18 protein-coding genes are annotated in these 17,487 nt (G+C 38.7%); 9 read left to right on the forward strand and 9 right to left on the reverse strand.

From position 1 onward, the window contains the following. Positions 1-19 precede the first annotated feature (19 nt). The 3 genes from GQR52_RS05065 to GQR52_RS05075 all read right to left on the reverse strand — a co-directional run bounded on the left by GQR52_RS05065 (position 20) and on the right by GQR52_RS05075 (position 3,805). The gene (locus GQR52_RS05065; RefSeq protein WP_165727670.1) at positions 20-1,147 is read right to left on the reverse strand and encodes a response regulator; all 1,128 of its coding nucleotides are present in this window, start codon (positions 1,145-1,147) and stop codon (positions 20-22) included. A 55-nt stretch (positions 1,148-1,202) separates the two neighbouring features. Beyond that, entirely contained in the window at positions 1,203-3,197 is a 1,995-nt protein-coding gene (locus GQR52_RS05070) for an ATP-binding protein (protein ID WP_165727671.1), read from the reverse strand. Between the two features lie 119 nt (positions 3,198-3,316). Further along, complete coding sequence (locus GQR52_RS05075; protein ID WP_165727672.1) at positions 3,317-3,805, reverse strand: GNAT family N-acetyltransferase; 489 nt, start codon at positions 3,803-3,805, stop codon at positions 3,317-3,319. 81 nt (positions 3,806-3,886) lie between these two features. Between GQR52_RS05075 and GQR52_RS05080 the strand changes: the two genes are divergently transcribed. The 6 genes from GQR52_RS05080 to GQR52_RS05105 all read left to right on the forward strand — a co-directional run bounded on the left by GQR52_RS05080 (position 3,887) and on the right by GQR52_RS05105 (position 9,343). After that, positions 3,887-4,462, forward strand: a complete 576-nt coding sequence (locus GQR52_RS05080; RefSeq protein ID WP_024590220.1) for a glutathione peroxidase — start codon at positions 3,887-3,889, stop codon at positions 4,460-4,462. Between the two features lie 86 nt (positions 4,463-4,548). After that, on the forward strand, positions 4,549-4,830 hold the full coding sequence (locus GQR52_RS05085) for a peptidylprolyl isomerase (RefSeq protein WP_002958009.1): 282 nt from the start codon (positions 4,549-4,551) through the stop codon (positions 4,828-4,830). Positions 4,831-4,894: 64 nt separating this feature from the next. Then, positions 4,895-5,473: a glutathione S-transferase family protein gene (locus GQR52_RS05090; RefSeq protein ID WP_007579913.1), complete on the forward strand. Its 579-nt coding sequence runs from the start codon at positions 4,895-4,897 to the stop codon at positions 5,471-5,473. A gap of 17 nt (positions 5,474-5,490) precedes the next feature. Beyond that, positions 5,491-5,841 (forward strand): DUF2750 domain-containing protein, encoded by a 351-nt coding sequence (locus GQR52_RS05095; protein WP_007579911.1) that lies wholly within the window; start codon positions 5,491-5,493, stop codon positions 5,839-5,841. Positions 5,842-5,940: 99 nt separating this feature from the next. Further along, positions 5,941-6,621: a hypothetical protein gene (locus GQR52_RS05100; protein WP_024590219.1), complete on the forward strand. Its 681-nt coding sequence runs from the start codon at positions 5,941-5,943 to the stop codon at positions 6,619-6,621. A 148-nt stretch (positions 6,622-6,769) separates the two neighbouring features. Next, on the forward strand, positions 6,770-9,343 hold the full coding sequence (locus GQR52_RS05105; protein ID WP_165727673.1) for a M1 family metallopeptidase: 2,574 nt from the start codon (positions 6,770-6,772) through the stop codon (positions 9,341-9,343). An 82-nt stretch (positions 9,344-9,425) separates the two neighbouring features. Here GQR52_RS05105 and GQR52_RS05110 read toward each other — a convergent pair whose 3' ends face one another. Beyond that, positions 9,426-9,791, reverse strand: coding sequence for a hypothetical protein (locus tag GQR52_RS05110; RefSeq protein WP_007579906.1), 366 nt, complete (start codon positions 9,789-9,791; stop codon positions 9,426-9,428). A gap of 75 nt (positions 9,792-9,866) precedes the next feature. Beyond that, complete coding sequence (locus tag GQR52_RS05115) at positions 9,867-10,742, reverse strand: hypothetical protein (protein ID WP_165727674.1); 876 nt, start codon at positions 10,740-10,742, stop codon at positions 9,867-9,869. Positions 10,743-10,899: 157 nt separating this feature from the next. Between GQR52_RS05115 and GQR52_RS05120 the strand changes: the two genes are divergently transcribed. From GQR52_RS05120 to yjjG, 3 genes are all read left to right on the forward strand, one after another. Continuing rightward, entirely contained in the window at positions 10,900-11,799 is a 900-nt protein-coding gene (locus GQR52_RS05120; RefSeq protein ID WP_007579904.1) for a phosphoribulokinase, read from the forward strand. 66 nt (positions 11,800-11,865) lie between these two features. Beyond that, positions 11,866-12,411 carry an inosine/xanthosine triphosphatase gene (yjjX, locus tag GQR52_RS05125; RefSeq protein ID WP_165727675.1) on the forward strand — a complete coding sequence of 182 codons (546 nt, stop codon included), beginning with the start codon at positions 11,866-11,868 and terminating at the stop codon, positions 12,409-12,411. Positions 12,412-12,424: 13 nt separating this feature from the next. Next, complete coding sequence (gene yjjG / locus GQR52_RS05130) at positions 12,425-13,099, forward strand: pyrimidine 5'-nucleotidase (protein WP_165727676.1); 675 nt, start codon at positions 12,425-12,427, stop codon at positions 13,097-13,099. Positions 13,100-13,191: 92 nt separating this feature from the next. On the opposite strand, the gene lpxC is transcribed toward yjjG, so the two are convergent. The 4 genes from lpxC to GQR52_RS05150 form a co-directional block, all read right to left on the reverse strand. Continuing rightward, positions 13,192-14,103 (reverse strand): UDP-3-O-acyl-N-acetylglucosamine deacetylase, encoded by a 912-nt coding sequence (lpxC, locus tag GQR52_RS05135; RefSeq protein ID WP_007582940.1) that lies wholly within the window; start codon positions 14,101-14,103, stop codon positions 13,192-13,194. Between the two features lie 106 nt (positions 14,104-14,209). Beyond that, the gene (ftsZ, locus tag GQR52_RS05140) at positions 14,210-15,457 is read right to left on the reverse strand and encodes a cell division protein FtsZ (RefSeq protein WP_007582938.1); all 1,248 of its coding nucleotides are present in this window, start codon (positions 15,455-15,457) and stop codon (positions 14,210-14,212) included. A gap of 21 nt (positions 15,458-15,478) precedes the next feature. Beyond that, complete coding sequence (ftsA, locus tag GQR52_RS05145) at positions 15,479-16,711, reverse strand: cell division protein FtsA (RefSeq protein ID WP_165727677.1); 1,233 nt, start codon at positions 16,709-16,711, stop codon at positions 15,479-15,481. Then, on the reverse strand, positions 16,708-17,487 hold the full coding sequence (locus GQR52_RS05150) for a cell division protein FtsQ/DivIB (RefSeq protein ID WP_007582934.1): 780 nt from the start codon (positions 17,485-17,487) through the stop codon (positions 16,708-16,710). Before GQR52_RS05150 ends, ftsA begins: the two co-directional genes overlap by 4 nt.

Here is a 17,487-nt window from a genome sequence, read left to right on the forward strand (position 1 = left end):
ATTATTTAATTAAATATATTTAGCTCTTTAAAAGCAATGACAGGTCTTGCTCAATTTCAGCAAAAGCTGCTTTTACCTGTTTAACAGACTCCTCTCTGGCCACTGAGTTTTGGATAGTTTCATCTACTTTTTTATAAATAAACACCTCCTGATCTTCATCTAATCCCATTGATGGGATACGTTCTTCGAGCTCTTCTTGTAACTGTTTAAACACTTTTTCGTTGTTTTGACGGTTGTCATTCAATAAGCTAATTAAGCCATGAAACTTACTGTGAACTGTACTTGCTACGGCATTAAGTTTTGCTTGTTGTGATTCAAGCATTTTCTTAGTCATGATGGCGCGTAGTTGCTGCTCGGTAACACTGACAATAAAACATACGTGGTCGCGTATACGCCCGTGTTTATCTGGATCGTGATCAGGCATATTTAAAATAAGTAAGCTAATCAATTCATAGTTAACTAAAATTCGATGCGAAAATTCATGTAAACGCCCTTTGTTTTTAAGCATTTCAAATAGCTCCACCACAATAGGTGAACACACGCCGCTTAATGCAAAGTGACTAATTTCATCGTTCTCTCTAAACTCAACATTACTTTGCAAATCAAAAGATTGTAGGCAATCTATAAGCGCTTTACCTAGCTCTTGAGGGTCGTTAATAAAGCCTATGTTTTCAACGTAGTTAACTATCTGCCCCATTTCACTGCTGTTAGCCATGGCATTAAATGCAGTTGATGTAGCATCTTCAACTTGCTTTTCAAGGCTTTGTTTTTCAACAAGTACTTGGTTTAAATTTTTAAGCTTTGACTTAAGTTCATCATGGCCAAAGGGTTTTACAATATAGTCTTCTGCACCAACCGAGTAGCCTTCCATACGCTCTTCAACTGTGCCACGAGCAGACACAAACATAACAATAATGTGTGCTGTATTTGGGTTTGCTTTAAGTGCCTTACATACTTCATAGCCGTTCATTTGCGGCATACTTACGTCGAGCAATATAACCTGAGGCATATAGCCTTCAACCATGTTTAAACACTCAGGACCACTTGTTGCTACTTGTAATTCAAAATCAAGATCCTCTAAAATCTCCTCAATAATTTCAAGGTTAAAGGGTTCGTCATCAACGGCAAGTATTTTAGTTAAGGCCATAATTTATCATCCATTCAAATTCTCAAAAAAAGTTACTTGGTATGCTAACTAGCAATTAATTACTGTGTTGTATTAATTGATCTTCAGCCAAATGATCATCTAGATTTATTTCTAATGGCACCTGTATAGATATAGTTGCACCACCATTTTCGTTGTTACGTGCAGTGATCTCACCTTGATGTAAAGACACAAACTCTCTACACAATGCAAGGCCCAATCCGGTACCACCGGCACCGCTATTTGTTTTGCTGCTTTGTACAAACTTAGTAAAAATATGTTCCAGCTCATCTTCTGGTATACCGACCCCATTATCGGTAACCTCTATAGTAGCAAGCTTATTATCTGACTCTAAATTTACCCGTATTTTACTTTTGGGTTCGCTAAATTTAAGTGCATTACCTAATACGTTTCGAAGTAACTGATTTATTTGCTCTTCATCACATTGCGCAATTACAGGTAATGGCTGCGCGGTAAATACAACCTCAATTTCTTTTTCCATTGCCGTACCAGATACATCATCAATACTTGTTTTTATAATGTTCGCTAAATTATATGGACGAGGATTAAATGGAAACTTACCCACATCTAGCTTAGATAGGTCGAGTAAATTATTTAGTAACGACAGTAAACGCTCACCACTACTCTCTATTCGCGATAGGTATTTAATGAGTTTTTCTTTTGCAAAATCTCCAGTTTCTAGTTTGCTTAAACCAAAACGCGAAAAGCTTAAAATAGAGTGCATAGGTGTTCGAAGTTCATGCGACATGTTTGCTAAAAATTCTGATTTACTTAAGTTTGCAGCCTCAGCCACGTTTTTAGCGTGCTCGAGCTGTGAGGTACGCGCTCTTACTTGCTCTTCAAGGATATCTTTTGCTTCAAGTAGTAAATCTTCTTTTTGCTTAAGGTGGGTTACATTTTTAAATATTACGGCAAGTGCTATTTCACCATGGTGATCTATCTCATTAAAAGATCCCACTAACGGTATATAGCCCCCTGCAGTTTTAGATAAACGTAAGTCGCAGCTAAATTGGCGATTACTATTTAATGTCGAAATTTTATTTTTAATACCTAACGTTGAATCATCATCTAAAAAGCTAAATACTGATTTACCTTCTAGTTCGTTAAACGGTAAGTTAAATAGTTTTAAACAAGCATCATTAGCTTCTATCACTCTACCGCATTTCTCAAACAACATAATTGCATCAGGCGTATGCTTATAAATAACCTGAAGTAGGCTGTCTTTTTCAATCAGGGCATCAACCGTATCTTGTAGCCTTTCGACAAGTTCTGCGTTATGGCGTTTTAATAACTCTGTTTGCCACAGTTTATGTATTGATTGTAATAATGAGCTGTCGTTCAATGGCTTAATAAGTACGTCTTCTACACCTTGACGAATAGCTTCAATCATTGAAACTTGATCGGGACGTGAGGTAAATAATAAGCAACGGCAATGTGGTTGCATTATTTTTAAGTTTGAAAAAATTTCTAAACCGGTTCCGTCATCTAAAACAAAATCACTTATCAGTATATCGATTTTCTTTTCTTTCGTAATTTCTAAAGCTTCTGCAGAGGTGGTTGCTGTATGGGTCTCGATATGAGCACCAATCAAGCTGCTTTTCATTTTTTCGAGGCGCTCAGGAACATGATCGACGAGTAAAATAGCGGGTAATTGCAAAATATGATTAGAGCCTAATTCTAGTAGGCTCTCTAAAAGAGAAGTAATTTCTTTATTAGAAAAAAATGGGTAGATCACGGTTGCGTCAGGCGCAACATGATTTAGCTCACTAAACGCAGTTAGTTGCTCACCACTTTGTGCTTTTGGAGCAAGCAGCATAAAACGCTCTTGCGCTACTTGGCTAACAAGCGGTTTTATAGAATCAACAGGCACACCATGGGCAACAACAACTAAGTCGTAGTCGCCTATATTGGTATACATGTCTAGCATGCTGAAATGAATTAATTCGACTTCACATCCTATTAATTCTAAAAGCACTTTCACACGCATTGCGATGACACTGCTACTATCAACAATTAATATTTTTCGAATCATCAAGCTACACTTCAAATTAATAAACTTAATATGATAATAGCGTAGACTATTTTTATTTAATTGGCATAAACCCTTCGTCTTATTTTGTAAAAAAATATTACAACATTATGAAAAATAATTTATTCCAGATGTTTTCCAAAAATAGTAAGGCTATACGCCTTATCATCCATTATGGCAACGCTTGGCAACTCACCCCATATTGCAAAATCAAAATGCTTAAACAATTTAACACTCGGTAAGTTATGACTAAAAATAAAGCCGAGTAATACTTTAATATTTAATTGCTTAGCTTGTGTTTGAGCAAATATCATTAGCTTTTTACCAAGCCCTTTACCTTGCGCTTTACTGGTAATGTAAATGCTCATTTCTACTGTGCCGTCGTAAGCTGGGCGCCCATAAAACGATTTATAACTTACCCAAGCAAGTACTTGGTCATTTTCGCAGTAAACGTAAATAGGCCTTTTATCGTTGTGGCTATTAAACCAGTTACGCTTTTCGTCAACGCTCACTTCTTGCGTATCTGCAGTTACCATTCGCCCTGCAATAGTTTCGTTGTAAATGGCTACAATTTCATTAAGATCATTAATAGTTGCTAAACGGATTGTCATAGGTCATTAGAGGGTTGATCAATTTGTTCCATATTAGCGTATGATTATCCAATCAAACAATCGTAAAGTTTAGGTAATGTAATGCTTAAAATAATTATAATAGGTTTAACGGCTTTACTTATTAATGCTCCCCTTCAAGCTCAAACACCATCAATCATAAATAAAACCTCTACACAGGACTGCCAAGATTTTACCAATGTAGATATACGAAAGCTTCGCTCAAAAGAATCTATTAACTTGTGCCAATTTAAAAATAAACCTTTGTTAATAGTAAACACGGCAAGTAATTGTGGTTTTACATATCAATTTAAAGGCCTTGAAGCGCTATATCAACAATACAAAGAGCAAGGTTTAGTCGTATTAGGGTTCCCTTCTGATGACTTTTTTCAAGAAGAAGACAATGAAAAAGAAACAGCGAAAGTATGCTTTGTAAATTATGGTGTAACTTTTCCCATGTTTGCCACCAGCAAAGTTCGTGGTAGCGAAGCAAATCCAATTTTTAAATATTTGAATGAGCAAACTAGCTCTCCAAATTGGAACTTTTATAAATACTTAGTGTCTGCTGATCGTAAAACAGTTTTACGGTTTAATAGCAAAGTGGCACCTAATTCAGAGCAAATGATTACTGCAATTGAAACTGCGTTTTCTGATAAATAAGTTTATACTGGTACAATTAGTTGAAACTAACTAGAATGATATTTCAATTCGGTTAAAAAAACACCACACTATACTCGGGAGATTTTATGACAGTAGCAAGCGCACGACATATACTTGTAGACAGTGAAGCACAATGCTTAGACTTAAAAACAAAAATTGAGCAAGGCGAAGACTTTGCTGAACTAGCAAAAGCACATTCTAATTGTCCTTCAGGTCAGGATGGCGGTGCTCTTGGTGAGTTTGGCCCTGGTATGATGGTTCCAGAGTTTGATAAAGTTGTGTTTTCTGCGCCAATTAATCAAGTACAAGGCCCTGTGCAAACTCAATTTGGTTATCATTTACTTGAAGTTACTAGCCGTTCAGAATAAATTTAACTGTACTGTAAGTAACATTTGATAAAAGCCGCTTATGCGGCTTTTTTATGGAGTAATTATGCAATTAATTGGTTCTGTACCTTCACCTTACGTGCGCCGCATTAGAATTTGGGCACAACAAAACAGCTGCAAACTAGAGCTTGTAAGTCTTGATATATTTTCTGAGCAAGATCGCCCTACTATGGCCAGTAAAAATCCAGCTCGAAAAATCCCAATACTGGTAGATGGCGACTTAACTCTTAGTGACTCTAATTCTATATTGCGTTATTTACTTGAAAAAACAGGTCAGCCAAAACTAACGTGGCCTCAAGAGCACTTACTTACGACTATAAATGCTTGTAACGATTCGTTAGTAGAAATGGTGTTATGTAAACGTTCTGGATTTGACACCAAAAGCGATAAATTATTTTTTAATCTGCAAAACGAACGTATTGAACAAACATTAAGCTTTTTAAATACCCATTTAAGCGATGAAGAATTTAAAAGCTGTGAATACCTCAACATCAGTTTATACTGCCTGCTTGATTGGATTTGCTTTCGCGAATTAGCTGACTTTAGTCAGCATTCAGCGCTTGTTGCTTTTCATAAGCAATATGACGAGCGCCAAGCAGCAATAGACACCAATCCTCGTCACTAATTTAAAAGGGTAAACACATGAGCGATATCGAAATTGAATCACAACTAGTTAACTTCGTAGAAAAAGTACGTGTTAGCGAAGTAATTTGGGCACTTGGTGCAGAAGATAATGGCTTTGTAGTGTGCGATTCTAACCAATTTGACGAAACTGACGTACTACTGCTTTGGGAAAGTGAAGCAGCAGCTAAAGCACAGTGTAAAGAAGAGTGGAAAGATTACAGCCCAGTAGAAATCAACCTTGATGAATTTTTAGATGCATGGGTTGAAGACTTAAATGAAGATAACGCACTTGTTGGTATCAATTGGAATGACGACCAAGTATGTGCAGAAATTGAACCTACAGGTTTAGCTCGCGCATTGAGTGAATAATACTTTATACGCTTTACTCTAAAAGCGGATAAAACCCGACTAGCATCTACTGCTAGTTGGGTATAAAATAAAACACATCATTATTTTCAAGGTATTACGTTGAAAACCCATCTTGGTCGCCGGCCCTTTTCAGCCATGGAACTGCACACTCTTTATAATGGATATATATACGGTGATTTTAAAGTTGCACGAGAGCAACCAAAACACTGGCATTTTTGGCTCCCTTTAATTGCATATTATAGTGGTGCTTATAGCGATGAGATTGGTTATTTAACGCTTGATGATCTGTCCCTTGAAAAAAACGTCTTATGCTTTAATTTTCATACCCACGGTAAAATAAAACCTCGCTTAGTTCCTGTACATCAAGCACTTATAAATGCTGGATTTAATGAATATATAACGTTCATCAAATCGCAAAACCAACACCGATTAATGTTCGACTTACCGGCTAAAACTGGCAGGTACAGTGAAAAAGTCCGCATTTGGTTTTCAGGCGAAGGTGAGCGAGCCGGTTATCTGCAAAAATGTGATATACCAAACGTAGATCAACTCGGTATGAAAACAGCAATAAGCAGTCTTCGTCTTAACTTTGAGCAACAAGTGCGTATATACGCCCTACAAGCTAACTCTAAAGACGCCTTTAATTACTTGATGGGTTTTAACGAGTATCCACACGATGTGTTTAGCGATACCCACTTATTAAATACCGTTGTCCAACAAATACGTATTATTAACTCACACCTGCATTGGCAGCGTTTTATAACGCGCGAAAGCCACTGACAAACTTTGTTACTATTTCCCCTTAAAGTCACCGTTATAATCAATTACTCTATTTAAAAAAACTGTTAGGATATCTAACCCCCTAATTATATGAGCATAAAAAAGCCTATTTAGGGTAGTTTCTAACAACAACAATCTAGGGATCACTATGTTTCTTAAAAGCCTCTTAACAGTGAGCGTTGCTTTAGCAATGGGTGCTGCAAACGCTAACGAATTCGTTATTGAAAAACTCGCAAAACCAAGTTCACAACAGGTGTCGTTAACACTCGACCCGAGCCAAGATACATTCACAGGGATGACTGAGATTTCCCTAGAAGTACTAAAACCAACAAAATACATTGAGTTAAATGGCGTAGCTTACGCTGTTAAAATGGCGCAACTGCTTGGTGATGAAAACTGTGATTTAAACAATGAAATGCTTAAAACAGGTAAAGTAAAATTTAGCTGTGATGAGCAAATTCAACCAGGTAAATACACACTTAAAGTTGATTTTTCAGCGCCATATAACCGTCAAAGTGTTGGTTTATACAAAACATTAGACCAAGGCACTCCTTACTTATTTACTCAATTTGAAATGAGTGATGCACGCCGTGCATTTCCTGTTTTTGACGAGCCAAGTTACAAAATTCCATTTCAGTTAACGATTACGGCACCTACATCACAAAAAGTATATTCAAATACGCCAGAGTTAAAAACAACAGTTAATGGCGATATGACCACACACTTTTTTGATAAAACACCGCCAATCCCTTCATACCTAGTAGCGATGGCTGTTGGCCCGTTTGAAGAATTAGAAATTAAAGGCATGCCAATTCCTGGTCGTGTAATTACCCCACAAGGTAAAATCCACTTAGCCCAATACGCTAAAGAAAACATGCCAAAAGTACTGGGCGCACTTGAAGCGTATTTTGGTATTCCTTACGTTTACAAAAAATTAGACTCAGTAGCGGTACCAGAGTTTCCATTTGGCGCAATGGAAAACTCAGGCTTAGTGACCTACAGAGAAGATATTTTATTGGTTGATTTAGCTGCCGCAACACGCAGTAAAAAACAACGTAATGTATCAATTATTGCTCACGAACTTGCTCACCAATGGTACGGTAACTTAGTAACCATGAAATGGTGGAACGACTTATGGTTAAACGAAGCGTTTGCTAGCTGGATGGCTGCAAAAATTACTAAGCAGCTTAACCCTGAGTTTGAATCGCACTTAGACCTGCCACAAAACAACGTAATGGCACTTGATGCACGCCTAAGCACTAAACCTATTCGTAAGCCAATTAAAACCGAAGCCGACATTATGGACGGTTTAGGTCTTGCTTACAGTAAAGGCAGCTCAGTACTTGCTATGGTTGAAAACTGGATTGGCGAAGATGCATTTCAAAAAGGTATTCAAAGCTACTTGAAAGAGTTTTCATATAAAAACGCAGAAGCGGCCGACCTATGGGAAGCACTTGGTAAAGCATCAAATAAAGACGTAGCGAGTGTTTTAAAATCGTTTATTGAACAGTCTTCTTTCCCATTAGTTAAAGTAAATCAACAAGGCAGCAAAGTAACTATTTCACAAAGCCGCTTTGTAAATGCAGGCGTTGATGCGCCAGAGCAGTTATGGAATGTACCGGTTGCAATTAAATATGGTGCTGGCGATAAAGTAAAAACAGCAAATGTATTACTTAATAAACAAAGCCAAACGCTAGACTTAGACTTTGAGCCAGAATGGATTTATCCAGATCAGGGTGCACTAGGCTACTACCGCTGGGTAATGGATGACGCACAATTTAGCGCACTTGTTAAAAAGGCGCCAAGCGTACTGAGTGACCGTGAACGCTTAGCGTTGTTATCGGCTACTGATGCACTACTTGACGCTGGTGTTATATCTGCGGCTAAGTTAATGCAAACACTTGAAGTGTTCGTAAGCGATAGCCACCCTCGCGTAGCAAATACCGCGCTAGGTTACTTAGTATCGCAACAACGTACTTTTAAAGACGATAGCAATAAAGACCTATGGCCTGAATTTATTCGTAATGCAGTAACGCCTGCAGCTAAAAAATATGGTTTAGAAGCTAAAGCGGGAGAAGACGGAGCTATTGCACAACTTCGTGCGGCCGTTGTATCACGCTTAGGCTTTGATGGTGAAGATCAAAACGTAATCAGTAAAGCGAAAGAACAAACACAAGTTTATTTAAATGCTCCACAAAAAGTAGACCCTTACTTAGCCGGTACGTACTTAACTCTTGCTGCTTTTCATGGTGACAAAGCGCTGCTTGATCAATTCATGACAACGTTTAAAACAACGAAAGATCCACAAGTACGCACTAACATGCTTGCTGCAATGGGCTTTTTTGGCAAACCTGAATTACAAAAAGCGGTATTAGCTTATAGCTTAACGGATGAAGTAACTGCATCTGACATGCGTACTATTTTGTCAGGTCAAAGTTACACAGATGAGCGCCAAGCGTTATTTATTGACTGGGTTTACAGTAACTACGATAAAGTAACAGCAAGCTTACCGCCTTTCTTTATTCCTAACTTACCGTACTTTACAACGGCGAGTTGTAATGCAGAAAGCTTAGCTAAAACAAAGACCTTTTTTAACGAAAAAGTAGCTGATGTAGCCGGTTACGCTCGTACATTAAGTAAGCTTGAAGAAAGTACAAACGATTGTATCGCGCTTAAAACACGTGAACTAGAATCGGTTAATAGCTTCTTAAAAAGTAAGTAACCCTTAGGTTTATTAAGCTATAAAAACACAAAAGCCGCTGAATATAAATTCAGCGGCTTTTTACGTTTATATTTTTGCTTTATTAATTACCAATAATCATCGTTAGCTTAGCAATAAAGTCTTTTGCTGCTTGCTCAGAATTTATTTTAAACGCAACACCGTAGTGAATAGGCTGAGCACTTTTAAAAATACGTGTAGGAAAGCGTGTCATCTCGCTGCTATGAAAGTAGCCTTGCGCACGAGTTACGCCATCAATATCACTAAAGTCATCGCTAAACACCTCAAATGCTGGGCGAATTACTATTTTACCCTTGCCGCTTTCGCTGTGGGTATAAAATGCTTCTTTAGAGTTTACTAACATGTACTCTGCAATATTTTTAATCTTAAAATTACTTCTGCACTGTAATTTAATAAGCTGTTCTGTCAGCTCGTCTGCACTATAAGCCACGTGTAATCCCTATTAGTTAATTTGCGTATTAGATTAACGCATACACACAATAAAATCTGAATTTATTTGTCTGCTTTACTGCGTTATATCACATACAAAAGCGAGTTTTTCATTGTTGTAACTCATTCTTGTTATATTTGTTTCGCAGTAGGTGCTTAAATTAAGCCATTGCGATACTTCATCACTTCCATCAAGTTTACGCTGATAAACGCGGTTTTTAATAGCATAAGCGATAGTTGCATCATCTTTCAAAATAAAATCTTGAACTTGAGCAGGTAACCTTAGTAGGTCTTCAACTTGTTTATCTTGTGGATTAAAACTCGCTAAAATATGTTGCTCGTTTTTAGTGTAACTAAATAAAAATGCAGCTGTAGAGTTGTTATAAATAAGCGTTCGGCCAATATTACTGGCAGCTATTTTCCCCTTAGCTTGTGCAACAGAAGTATATTGAAGAGTGTGAGGCTTTCCTAAAATAAACATTACTAAATCATTTTGAACACCCCATGCATGGTACCCAACAGGTTCAATCCAATCAAAAATACGACTTGGCGCATCTTCGCTTTTGAGTGGGTATTGCCACAGTTTTTGCTTACCATCTGCCTCTACAACAATCGCTGATACTGCATCACCACTTGGCATAACCGTTGGTGAATATTCGCTTACGGGAGAGTTACTGATATTAATAACTTTTTTTGATGTTAAATCATAATAAGCAATATCGGTTTGGCTTTGCTCACCTGCAGTCACCTCATGAGTAAAGTATAAACCTGTACTTGTTAAGTGCGGTTGGTTGTTATAACTGTTTTTATCACTCACTATATTAACTTGTACCCCATAAGGCGTATTTAAATCAGCAAGCAATACTTGGCTTTTTGGCATGCTAGCCTGCGCCATAATTGGGCTAAGCGCTGCTATAGAAAATATCCCAAATAATGGTTTAATAAGTTTCATGCTTTCTCTCGTTTTAATTTTAAGCACCTCATGATAACGTTATTTGCTGATGACGTCACTTGAGCTAAGTCAGTCAACTCTTAAGATACCCAAACGGCTTAAAATAATGTTAAGTTTAGTCTGGTTATAAAACCTGGTCCTAAAAAAGAGAATTAACATGTCAGCTAAAAATCCTATTATTGCGATTACGGGTTCGTCTGGTGCGGGTACAACCACCACAACCAATGCAATTAAACATATTTTCCGTAGCCTTAATATTGAAGCGGCTTTTATCGAAGGAGATAGCTTTCATCGTTACACTCGCCCTGAAATGGATAAAAAAGTACGTGAAGCACAACAAGAAAATAAACACATTAGTTACTTTGGCCGAGAAGCAAATGACTTTGGTGCTTTAGAAGCGTTGTTTGAAAACTATAGTGAAACAGGCCAAGGTAAGTTACGCCGATACTTACACACCTTTGATGAAGCCGTTCCATACAATCAATTACCGGGTACATTTACTCCTTGGCAAGACCTTGATAGTAATACTGATATATTGTTTTATGAAGGGTTACACGGCGGCGTAGTTGATCAAGATGTAGACGTTGCAAAGCATGTCGATTTATTAATAGGCATGGTTCCAATTATTAACCTTGAGTGGATTCAAAAATTAATACGCGACACATCCGAACGAGGCCATTCTCGCGAAGCGGTTATGGGCTCTATTGTGCGCAGTATGGATGACTATATAAATCATATTACCCCGCAGTTTTCTCGTACCCATATTAATTTTCAGCGGGTGCCTACTGTTGATACCTCAAATCCATTTAGCGCCAAAGATATTCCATCTCTTGATGAAAGCTTTGTAGTTATTCGCTTTAGGGGTATTGATGATGTTGATTTTCCTTATTATTTACGCATGATCGAAGGCAGTTTTATGTCTCGTATTAATACGCTTGTAGTACCAGGCGGCAAAATGGGCTTGGCTATGGAGCTTGTGCTTACCCCATTAATTAAAGATATTATTTTGAAAAAGCGTGCACTGGAAAACCTAGCACCACTCGATTTACCTATTTGATTACCGACTCTTTTTTGTTAAAGCTAACTCACGTACACTGCTGATTTTGCTCAAGGTGAGATCAGCATGTCACAACAATTAAAAATTATTGTCGGTTCTAAAAATCCTGTAAAAATAAATGCCGCTAAACATATTTTTACTATGTATTTTCCAGAATGTATCATTGACTGTGAAGGTGTGAATGCTCCCTCAGACGTGCCCGATCAGCCTATTGGCGAAGACGAAACACGTATTGGCGCGCAAAACCGTGTTAATTATTGTAAAAAGCACCACCAAGCTGACTATTATGTAGCCATGGAGGGCGGTGCAGAGCAATTTAGCTATGGGCCTGCAACATTTGCTTATGTTGTTATTGATAATGCCTTAAATCAAGTTGTAGGGCGTAGCAGCAACCTTCCTCTACCCCAAGTACTTTATAATGCATTACTTAAAGGTGAAGAACTTGGCGATGTAATGGACAAAGCATTTAATACCACCAACGTTAAACAAAAAGGTGGCGCTATTGGTCTACTTACCAACAATCATGCCACGCGCGAAAGTACCTATACACAAGCACTCACTTTAGCTATGGCGCCTTTTTTACACCCTGAGCTATACGGCCAAACAAATTAATTTAGGAAGTTTAATGAAGTACAACTATGTATTGTTTGATGCAGACGAAACCTTATTTAGGTTTGATATTTTAGCGGGCATGACTCGCATGTTTAAAGCTTACAACGTAGATTTTAGCCAAGACGATTATATTCATTATCAAAAAACCAATAAGCAGCTGTGGGTGGATTATCAAAACGGTTCTATAACTGCTGATTATTTACAAGTAACACGCTTTAATGAGTGGGCTTCAAAACTTAATGTGCCAGCAAAAGAGCTAAACGATGCTTTTTTAGATTCTATGGCGCAAATTTGCGAGCCATTACCTGGTGCTATTGAGCTTTTAAATAAACTTAAGCCAAATGCTAGATTAGGTATTATTACTAACGGATTTGCCCGCTTACAAACCGTACGCCTTGAGCATACTGGCTTAAAAGATATGTTTGAATGGTTAGTTATATCTGAACTTGTAGGTATAGCAAAACCGAATAAAGCGATTTTCGAGCACACATTTGAGCTAATGGGTAACCCAGATAAAAGCGAGATACTTATGGTGGGTGATACTGCTGCAAGTGACATACTTGGCGGCAACAATGCAGGTATTGATACTTGCTGGTTACAGCACCCTGGTGAGCAATTAGCCGACGGAATAAAGCCAACCTATACCGTAGCTAGTTTAAATCAGTTACAAGCTCTTTTGGAGCTATAATAAAGTATAGAGCTATTAAATTTCACACAAAAAAATGACGCTAATTAGCGTCATTTTTTATAACTGTTTTTCGAGCTGCTCTTTTACTGCTTTTAGGCTGGAGCTAACTCAAGACCGGGTGCAGGCATCGTCACAGGCGTTTCAAATGTTGCCCACTCCCATGCTGACTCTGTAGCCATAATTTTACGAAGTAATTTATTATTTAAATCATGACCCGATTTAAATGCAGTTACTTTACCTAAAAGGTTATGGCCTGTCATAAACATGTCACCAACACAGTCTAATATCTTGTGCTTAACAAACTCGTCGCTATAACGTAAACCGTTAGGATTTAACACTTTGAACTCATCAAGTACCACAGCACTATCCATGCTACCACCTAGCGCTAAGTTGTTTGCATGCATGTATTCAATATCTTTCATAAATCCAAAAGTACGCGCACGGCTAATTTCTTCAATAAAGCTTTGCGTTGTTATATCCAACCCAATACGTTGGCGACTTTCATTGATAGCTGGGTGGTTAAATGCAATCTCAAAGTCGATATGAAAACCATCATATGGTTCAACTTCAGCCCACTTATCACCTTCTTCAATGCGTACTTTTTCTTTAATACGGATAAAGCGTTTAGCAACGTTTTGCTCTTCAATTCCGCCTTTTTGTAACAGATATATGAATGGTAATGCACTACCATCCATAATCGGCACTTCTGAGCTATCTAATTCTACAATTAGATTATCAATGCCCATTGCAGCAACAGCTGCAATAAGATGCTCAGTAGTCGATAAGCGAACACCATCTTTGTTAATTAAACAGGTACACAACTGCGTATCACCAACGGCTTCAGGTGTTGTTTCAAAATCAACAACCGGATCAAGGTCGACACGACGAAATACAATCCCAGTATTTGCGCTCGCAGGTCGGAGAGTTATTGTGACCTTCTCACCTTTATGAAGTCCAATTCCTATGGCTTTGACTACTTCTGCAATCGTACGCTGTTTAATCATAGGTATGCTCACTTTTAAATCAGTTACAGTTATATGGCGGAGTTTAACATAAATCCTTTTGCCTTTCAATATTCGTACATATTTCAAACAAAAGTATTATTAAATGTTAATCAGCCTGCTTACGTAAAAAAGCGGGGATATCAAAATAATCACCACCTTCTGATTTATCCGCTTTTTTACTATTTTGTGCTGAAGAGCTTGATGCACTGCTTGAACTAGTTGTAGGCGCTTTTTCTTTGCTTTGCGTTTGCGCTTTAGCAGTGTTTTCTTCAGTGTTTGTATCTTGGCTTGCAAAGCTTGGTACGTACATACTGCTCGTTTGGTTTGATGTGCTTGCAACATCAGAACCTGATGCTTTTTTAAAGCCGTTATCAACAATACCAAACTGTGGACGACGATCGCCGCCTAACCCAGTTGCAACAACCGTTACACGTAGCTCATCAGTCATTTCTGGGTCGATTACCGCACCAACAACAACCGTTGCGTTTTCTGACGCAAGTGCTTTAACGTGATTACCAACAATTTCAAATTCTTCAATCGCAATGTCCATACCTGCGGTGATATTAACTAAGATACCTTTAGCACCTGTTAAATCAACGTCTTCTAGTAGTGGGCTTGAGATAGCCGCTTCTGCTGCTTCTTGTGCACGATCAGGGCCTGATGCAGACGCAGTTCCCATCATTGCAGTACCCATTGCAGACATTACAGTTCTAACATCGGCGAAATCCACGTTAATTAAACCAGAACGTGTAATTAGCTCTGCTATACCTTGTACCGCACCAAATAATACGTCATTAGCTTTAGCGAAGGCATCTAGAAGTGTAGTCCCTTTTCCTAAGACTTTAAGCAATTTATTGTTCGGAATTGTAATAAGTGAATCTACAATTTCTGACAATTCGTTAATGCCTTGTTCAGCGGCTGCTGCACGTTTTTTACCTTCAAAATCAAAAGGACGTGTTACAACTGCAACGGTTAAAATACCGAGTTCTTTAGCAATTTTAGCAACTACCGGTGCTGCACCAGTACCTGTACCGCCGCCCATACCGGCTGCAATAAATACCATATCGGCGCCTTCAAGGCTGGCACGAATTGTATCTGCATCTTCTTCAGCCGACTTACGGCCTACTTCAGGGTTTGCGCCCGCACCCAACCCAGAGGTTATTTGCGTGCCTAGCTGAACTGTAATATCGGCAGCAGAGTTACGTAATGCTTGCGCATCCGTATTAGCGGCTATAAAACGCACGCCTTCTATTTGTTGTTTAACCATGTGCTCAACAGCGTTACCGCCACCACCGCCCACGCCGATTACTTTTATTACAGCTTCTTCGCTGTGTTGTTCCATTATATCAAACATGTTTACTCTCCGACTTGAGTCTTAAAACTCGCCTTGGAACCATTTAGTAATGCGGTTCCACCAATTATTGTTATCCTCTGCTTTCGACTTTTGTGCATTCATCGATTGCATGGTACGCCCGTATTGTAACAAACCAACAGCGGTTGCGTACGAAGGATCATCTACGTAGTCTGTCAAACCAACCATCCCGATTGGTTTGCCTATCCTTACTGGCATTTGGAAGATGTCTTCTGCCACTTCCATCGCGCCAGTCATTTTAGCAGTTCCGCCTGTTATAACGAGACCTGCCGCAATTTGGTCTTCTAAGCCTGAACGACGAATTTCTTCCATCGCAAGCTCAAATAATTCTCTAAAACGAGGCTCTACCACCTCAGATAATGTATGGCGCGACATCAGTCTTGCTGGTCGTCCGCCTACACTAGGTACTTCAATCGTGTCTTCACTACTAGCCATTTGACTACTAGCACATGCGTATTGTACTTTGAGTGACTCTGCATGTGATATAGGTGTACGAAATATTTTTGCAATATCACCAGTAACTTGGTTACCAGCCACAGGTATAACGGCAGAGTGACGAAGCGCACCATTAATATAAATGGTGATATCCATAGTACCGCCGCCAATATCAAGTACTGCAACACCAAGCTCTTTTTCGTCATCTGTTAGTACAGAATAACATGACGCTAATGCAGTAAAGATAAGTTGATCGACTTCAAGACCACAGCGCTCTACGCATTTCTCGATATTTTTTGCCATATCGTTTGAGCACGTAATAATGTGTGCACGCGCTTCCATACGAACACCACTCATGCCCAATGGGTTTTTAATGCCCTCTTGCATGTCGATACTGTATTCTTGCGGCAATGCATGCAGCATTTTACGCTCTGCCGAAATAGGCACAGAACGCGCAATATGAATTACATTTTCAATGTCTTCTTCAGTGACTTCAGTGTTATTAATTGCCACCACGCCACTTTCGTTTTGACATTGTATATGCTTGCCAGAAATACCCAAATACACAGAGCTAATACGACAATCAGCCATTAACTCGGCTTCGTCTATTGCTCGGCGAATAGACTCAGACACTAAGTTTAAATCGTTAACGCCGCCTTTATCCATACCATGAGATACTTGGCTGCCCACACCAACAATGCTGAGCTTGTTATCTGCGGTGATTTCACCTACCGTGGCAACCACTTTCGAGGTGCCAACGTCTAACCCTATTACTAGGTTTCTTTCTGCTGACTTAGTCATGCCTTACTCTTATTTTGTAATTGTTCTTCTTGCACTGGCTTAAAGCTGACTGCAAGGCCGGTATCATACCGTAAATCTATTGTATCTACTTGTGCATCTGCACGTTGTTCCATTCGTGGATAAACGTCTATAAAACGTTGTACACGCTTGGCTTTATCTTTACGTCCTAAATTTAAACGTATTCCGTTATCTAACCATAGTTGCCACGAAAAGCGCTCCGACAATGCCAAACTTGTTAACGTTAAGCCGTTAACTTTTAGCATTTCATCAAATTGCTTAAAAGCAATCCACGCTTCTTCTTCGCTGCCTTCTGGGCCGTATAACTGCGGTAAGTCATCATCTAACTTATCGCTGCTGGCTTGAAATGCTTGACCACTTTGGTTGAGCAATAAGTCGCTATTCCAATGTGCTACTACTTCATGTTCAACAACATATACTTGTATAGTATCAGGCCATTGTTTACGCACCGAAGCGGTAGCAACCCAGGGTAAGTCTTGAACTAGCTGCTGCACATGCTTAACATCAAGTTCAAAAAAACTACTTAAATCGGCTTTTTTAATCGCTTTTATAATTGCCGTTTCATCTGTGTATTTAGGCTGCCCTTGCACTGTAAGGTGCTTAATTTGAGCATCTTTGTTTTCAACTAACCAATCCGATACACCTGTCGTAATTTGCACTAAGCCAATTACAACTATCAGAAAAAAGCTCACACCAAAAATCAGAGACCAATTAAGTTTCAGTTTGATTTCCTGAGCTTTTTCTAAAAGGGGATGCAT

The sequence above is a fragment of the Pseudoalteromonas sp. 31A1 genome (assembly GCF_011378815.1).
GTDB classification, from domain to species: domain Bacteria; phylum Pseudomonadota; class Gammaproteobacteria; order Enterobacterales; family Alteromonadaceae; genus Pseudoalteromonas; species Pseudoalteromonas arctica.

What these genes read in the sequence shown, in the direction of transcription:
- ftsA (WP_165727677.1), bottom strand. Translation starts at nt 16,711, where the DNA reads ATGACTAAGTCAGCAGAAAGAAACCTAGTAATAGGGTTAGACGTTGGC.
- GQR52_RS05105 (WP_165727673.1), top strand. Translation starts at nt 6,770, where the DNA reads ATGTTTCTTAAAAGCCTCTTAACAGTGAGCGTTGCTTTAGCAATGGGT.
- GQR52_RS05090 (WP_007579913.1), top strand. Translation starts at nt 4,895, where the DNA reads ATGCAATTAATTGGTTCTGTACCTTCACCTTACGTGCGCCGCATTAGA.
- GQR52_RS05065 (WP_165727670.1), bottom strand. Translation starts at nt 1,147, where the DNA reads ATGGCCTTAACTAAAATACTTGCCGTTGATGACGAACCCTTTAACCTT.
- yjjX (WP_165727675.1), top strand. Translation starts at nt 11,866, where the DNA reads ATGTCACAACAATTAAAAATTATTGTCGGTTCTAAAAATCCTGTAAAA.
- GQR52_RS05115 (WP_165727674.1), bottom strand. Translation starts at nt 10,742, where the DNA reads ATGAAACTTATTAAACCATTATTTGGGATATTTTCTATAGCAGCGCTT.
- GQR52_RS05120 (WP_007579904.1), top strand. Translation starts at nt 10,900, where the DNA reads ATGTCAGCTAAAAATCCTATTATTGCGATTACGGGTTCGTCTGGTGCG.
- lpxC (WP_007582940.1), bottom strand. Translation starts at nt 14,103, where the DNA reads ATGATTAAACAGCGTACGATTGCAGAAGTAGTCAAAGCCATAGGAATT.
- ftsZ (WP_007582938.1), bottom strand. Translation starts at nt 15,457, where the DNA reads ATGTTTGATATAATGGAACAACACAGCGAAGAAGCTGTAATAAAAGTA.
- GQR52_RS05085 (WP_002958009.1), top strand. Translation starts at nt 4,549, where the DNA reads ATGACAGTAGCAAGCGCACGACATATACTTGTAGACAGTGAAGCACAA.
- GQR52_RS05150 (WP_007582934.1), bottom strand. Translation starts at nt 17,487, where the DNA reads ATGCATCCCCTTTTAGAAAAAGCTCAGGAAATCAAACTGAAACTTAAT.
- GQR52_RS05075 (WP_165727672.1), bottom strand. Translation starts at nt 3,805, where the DNA reads ATGACAATCCGTTTAGCAACTATTAATGATCTTAATGAAATTGTAGCC.
- GQR52_RS05095 (WP_007579911.1), top strand. Translation starts at nt 5,491, where the DNA reads ATGAGCGATATCGAAATTGAATCACAACTAGTTAACTTCGTAGAAAAA.
- yjjG (WP_165727676.1), top strand. Translation starts at nt 12,425, where the DNA reads ATGAAGTACAACTATGTATTGTTTGATGCAGACGAAACCTTATTTAGG.
- GQR52_RS05070 (WP_165727671.1), bottom strand. Translation starts at nt 3,197, where the DNA reads ATGATTCGAAAAATATTAATTGTTGATAGTAGCAGTGTCATCGCAATG.
- GQR52_RS05080 (WP_024590220.1), top strand. Translation starts at nt 3,887, where the DNA reads ATGCTTAAAATAATTATAATAGGTTTAACGGCTTTACTTATTAATGCT.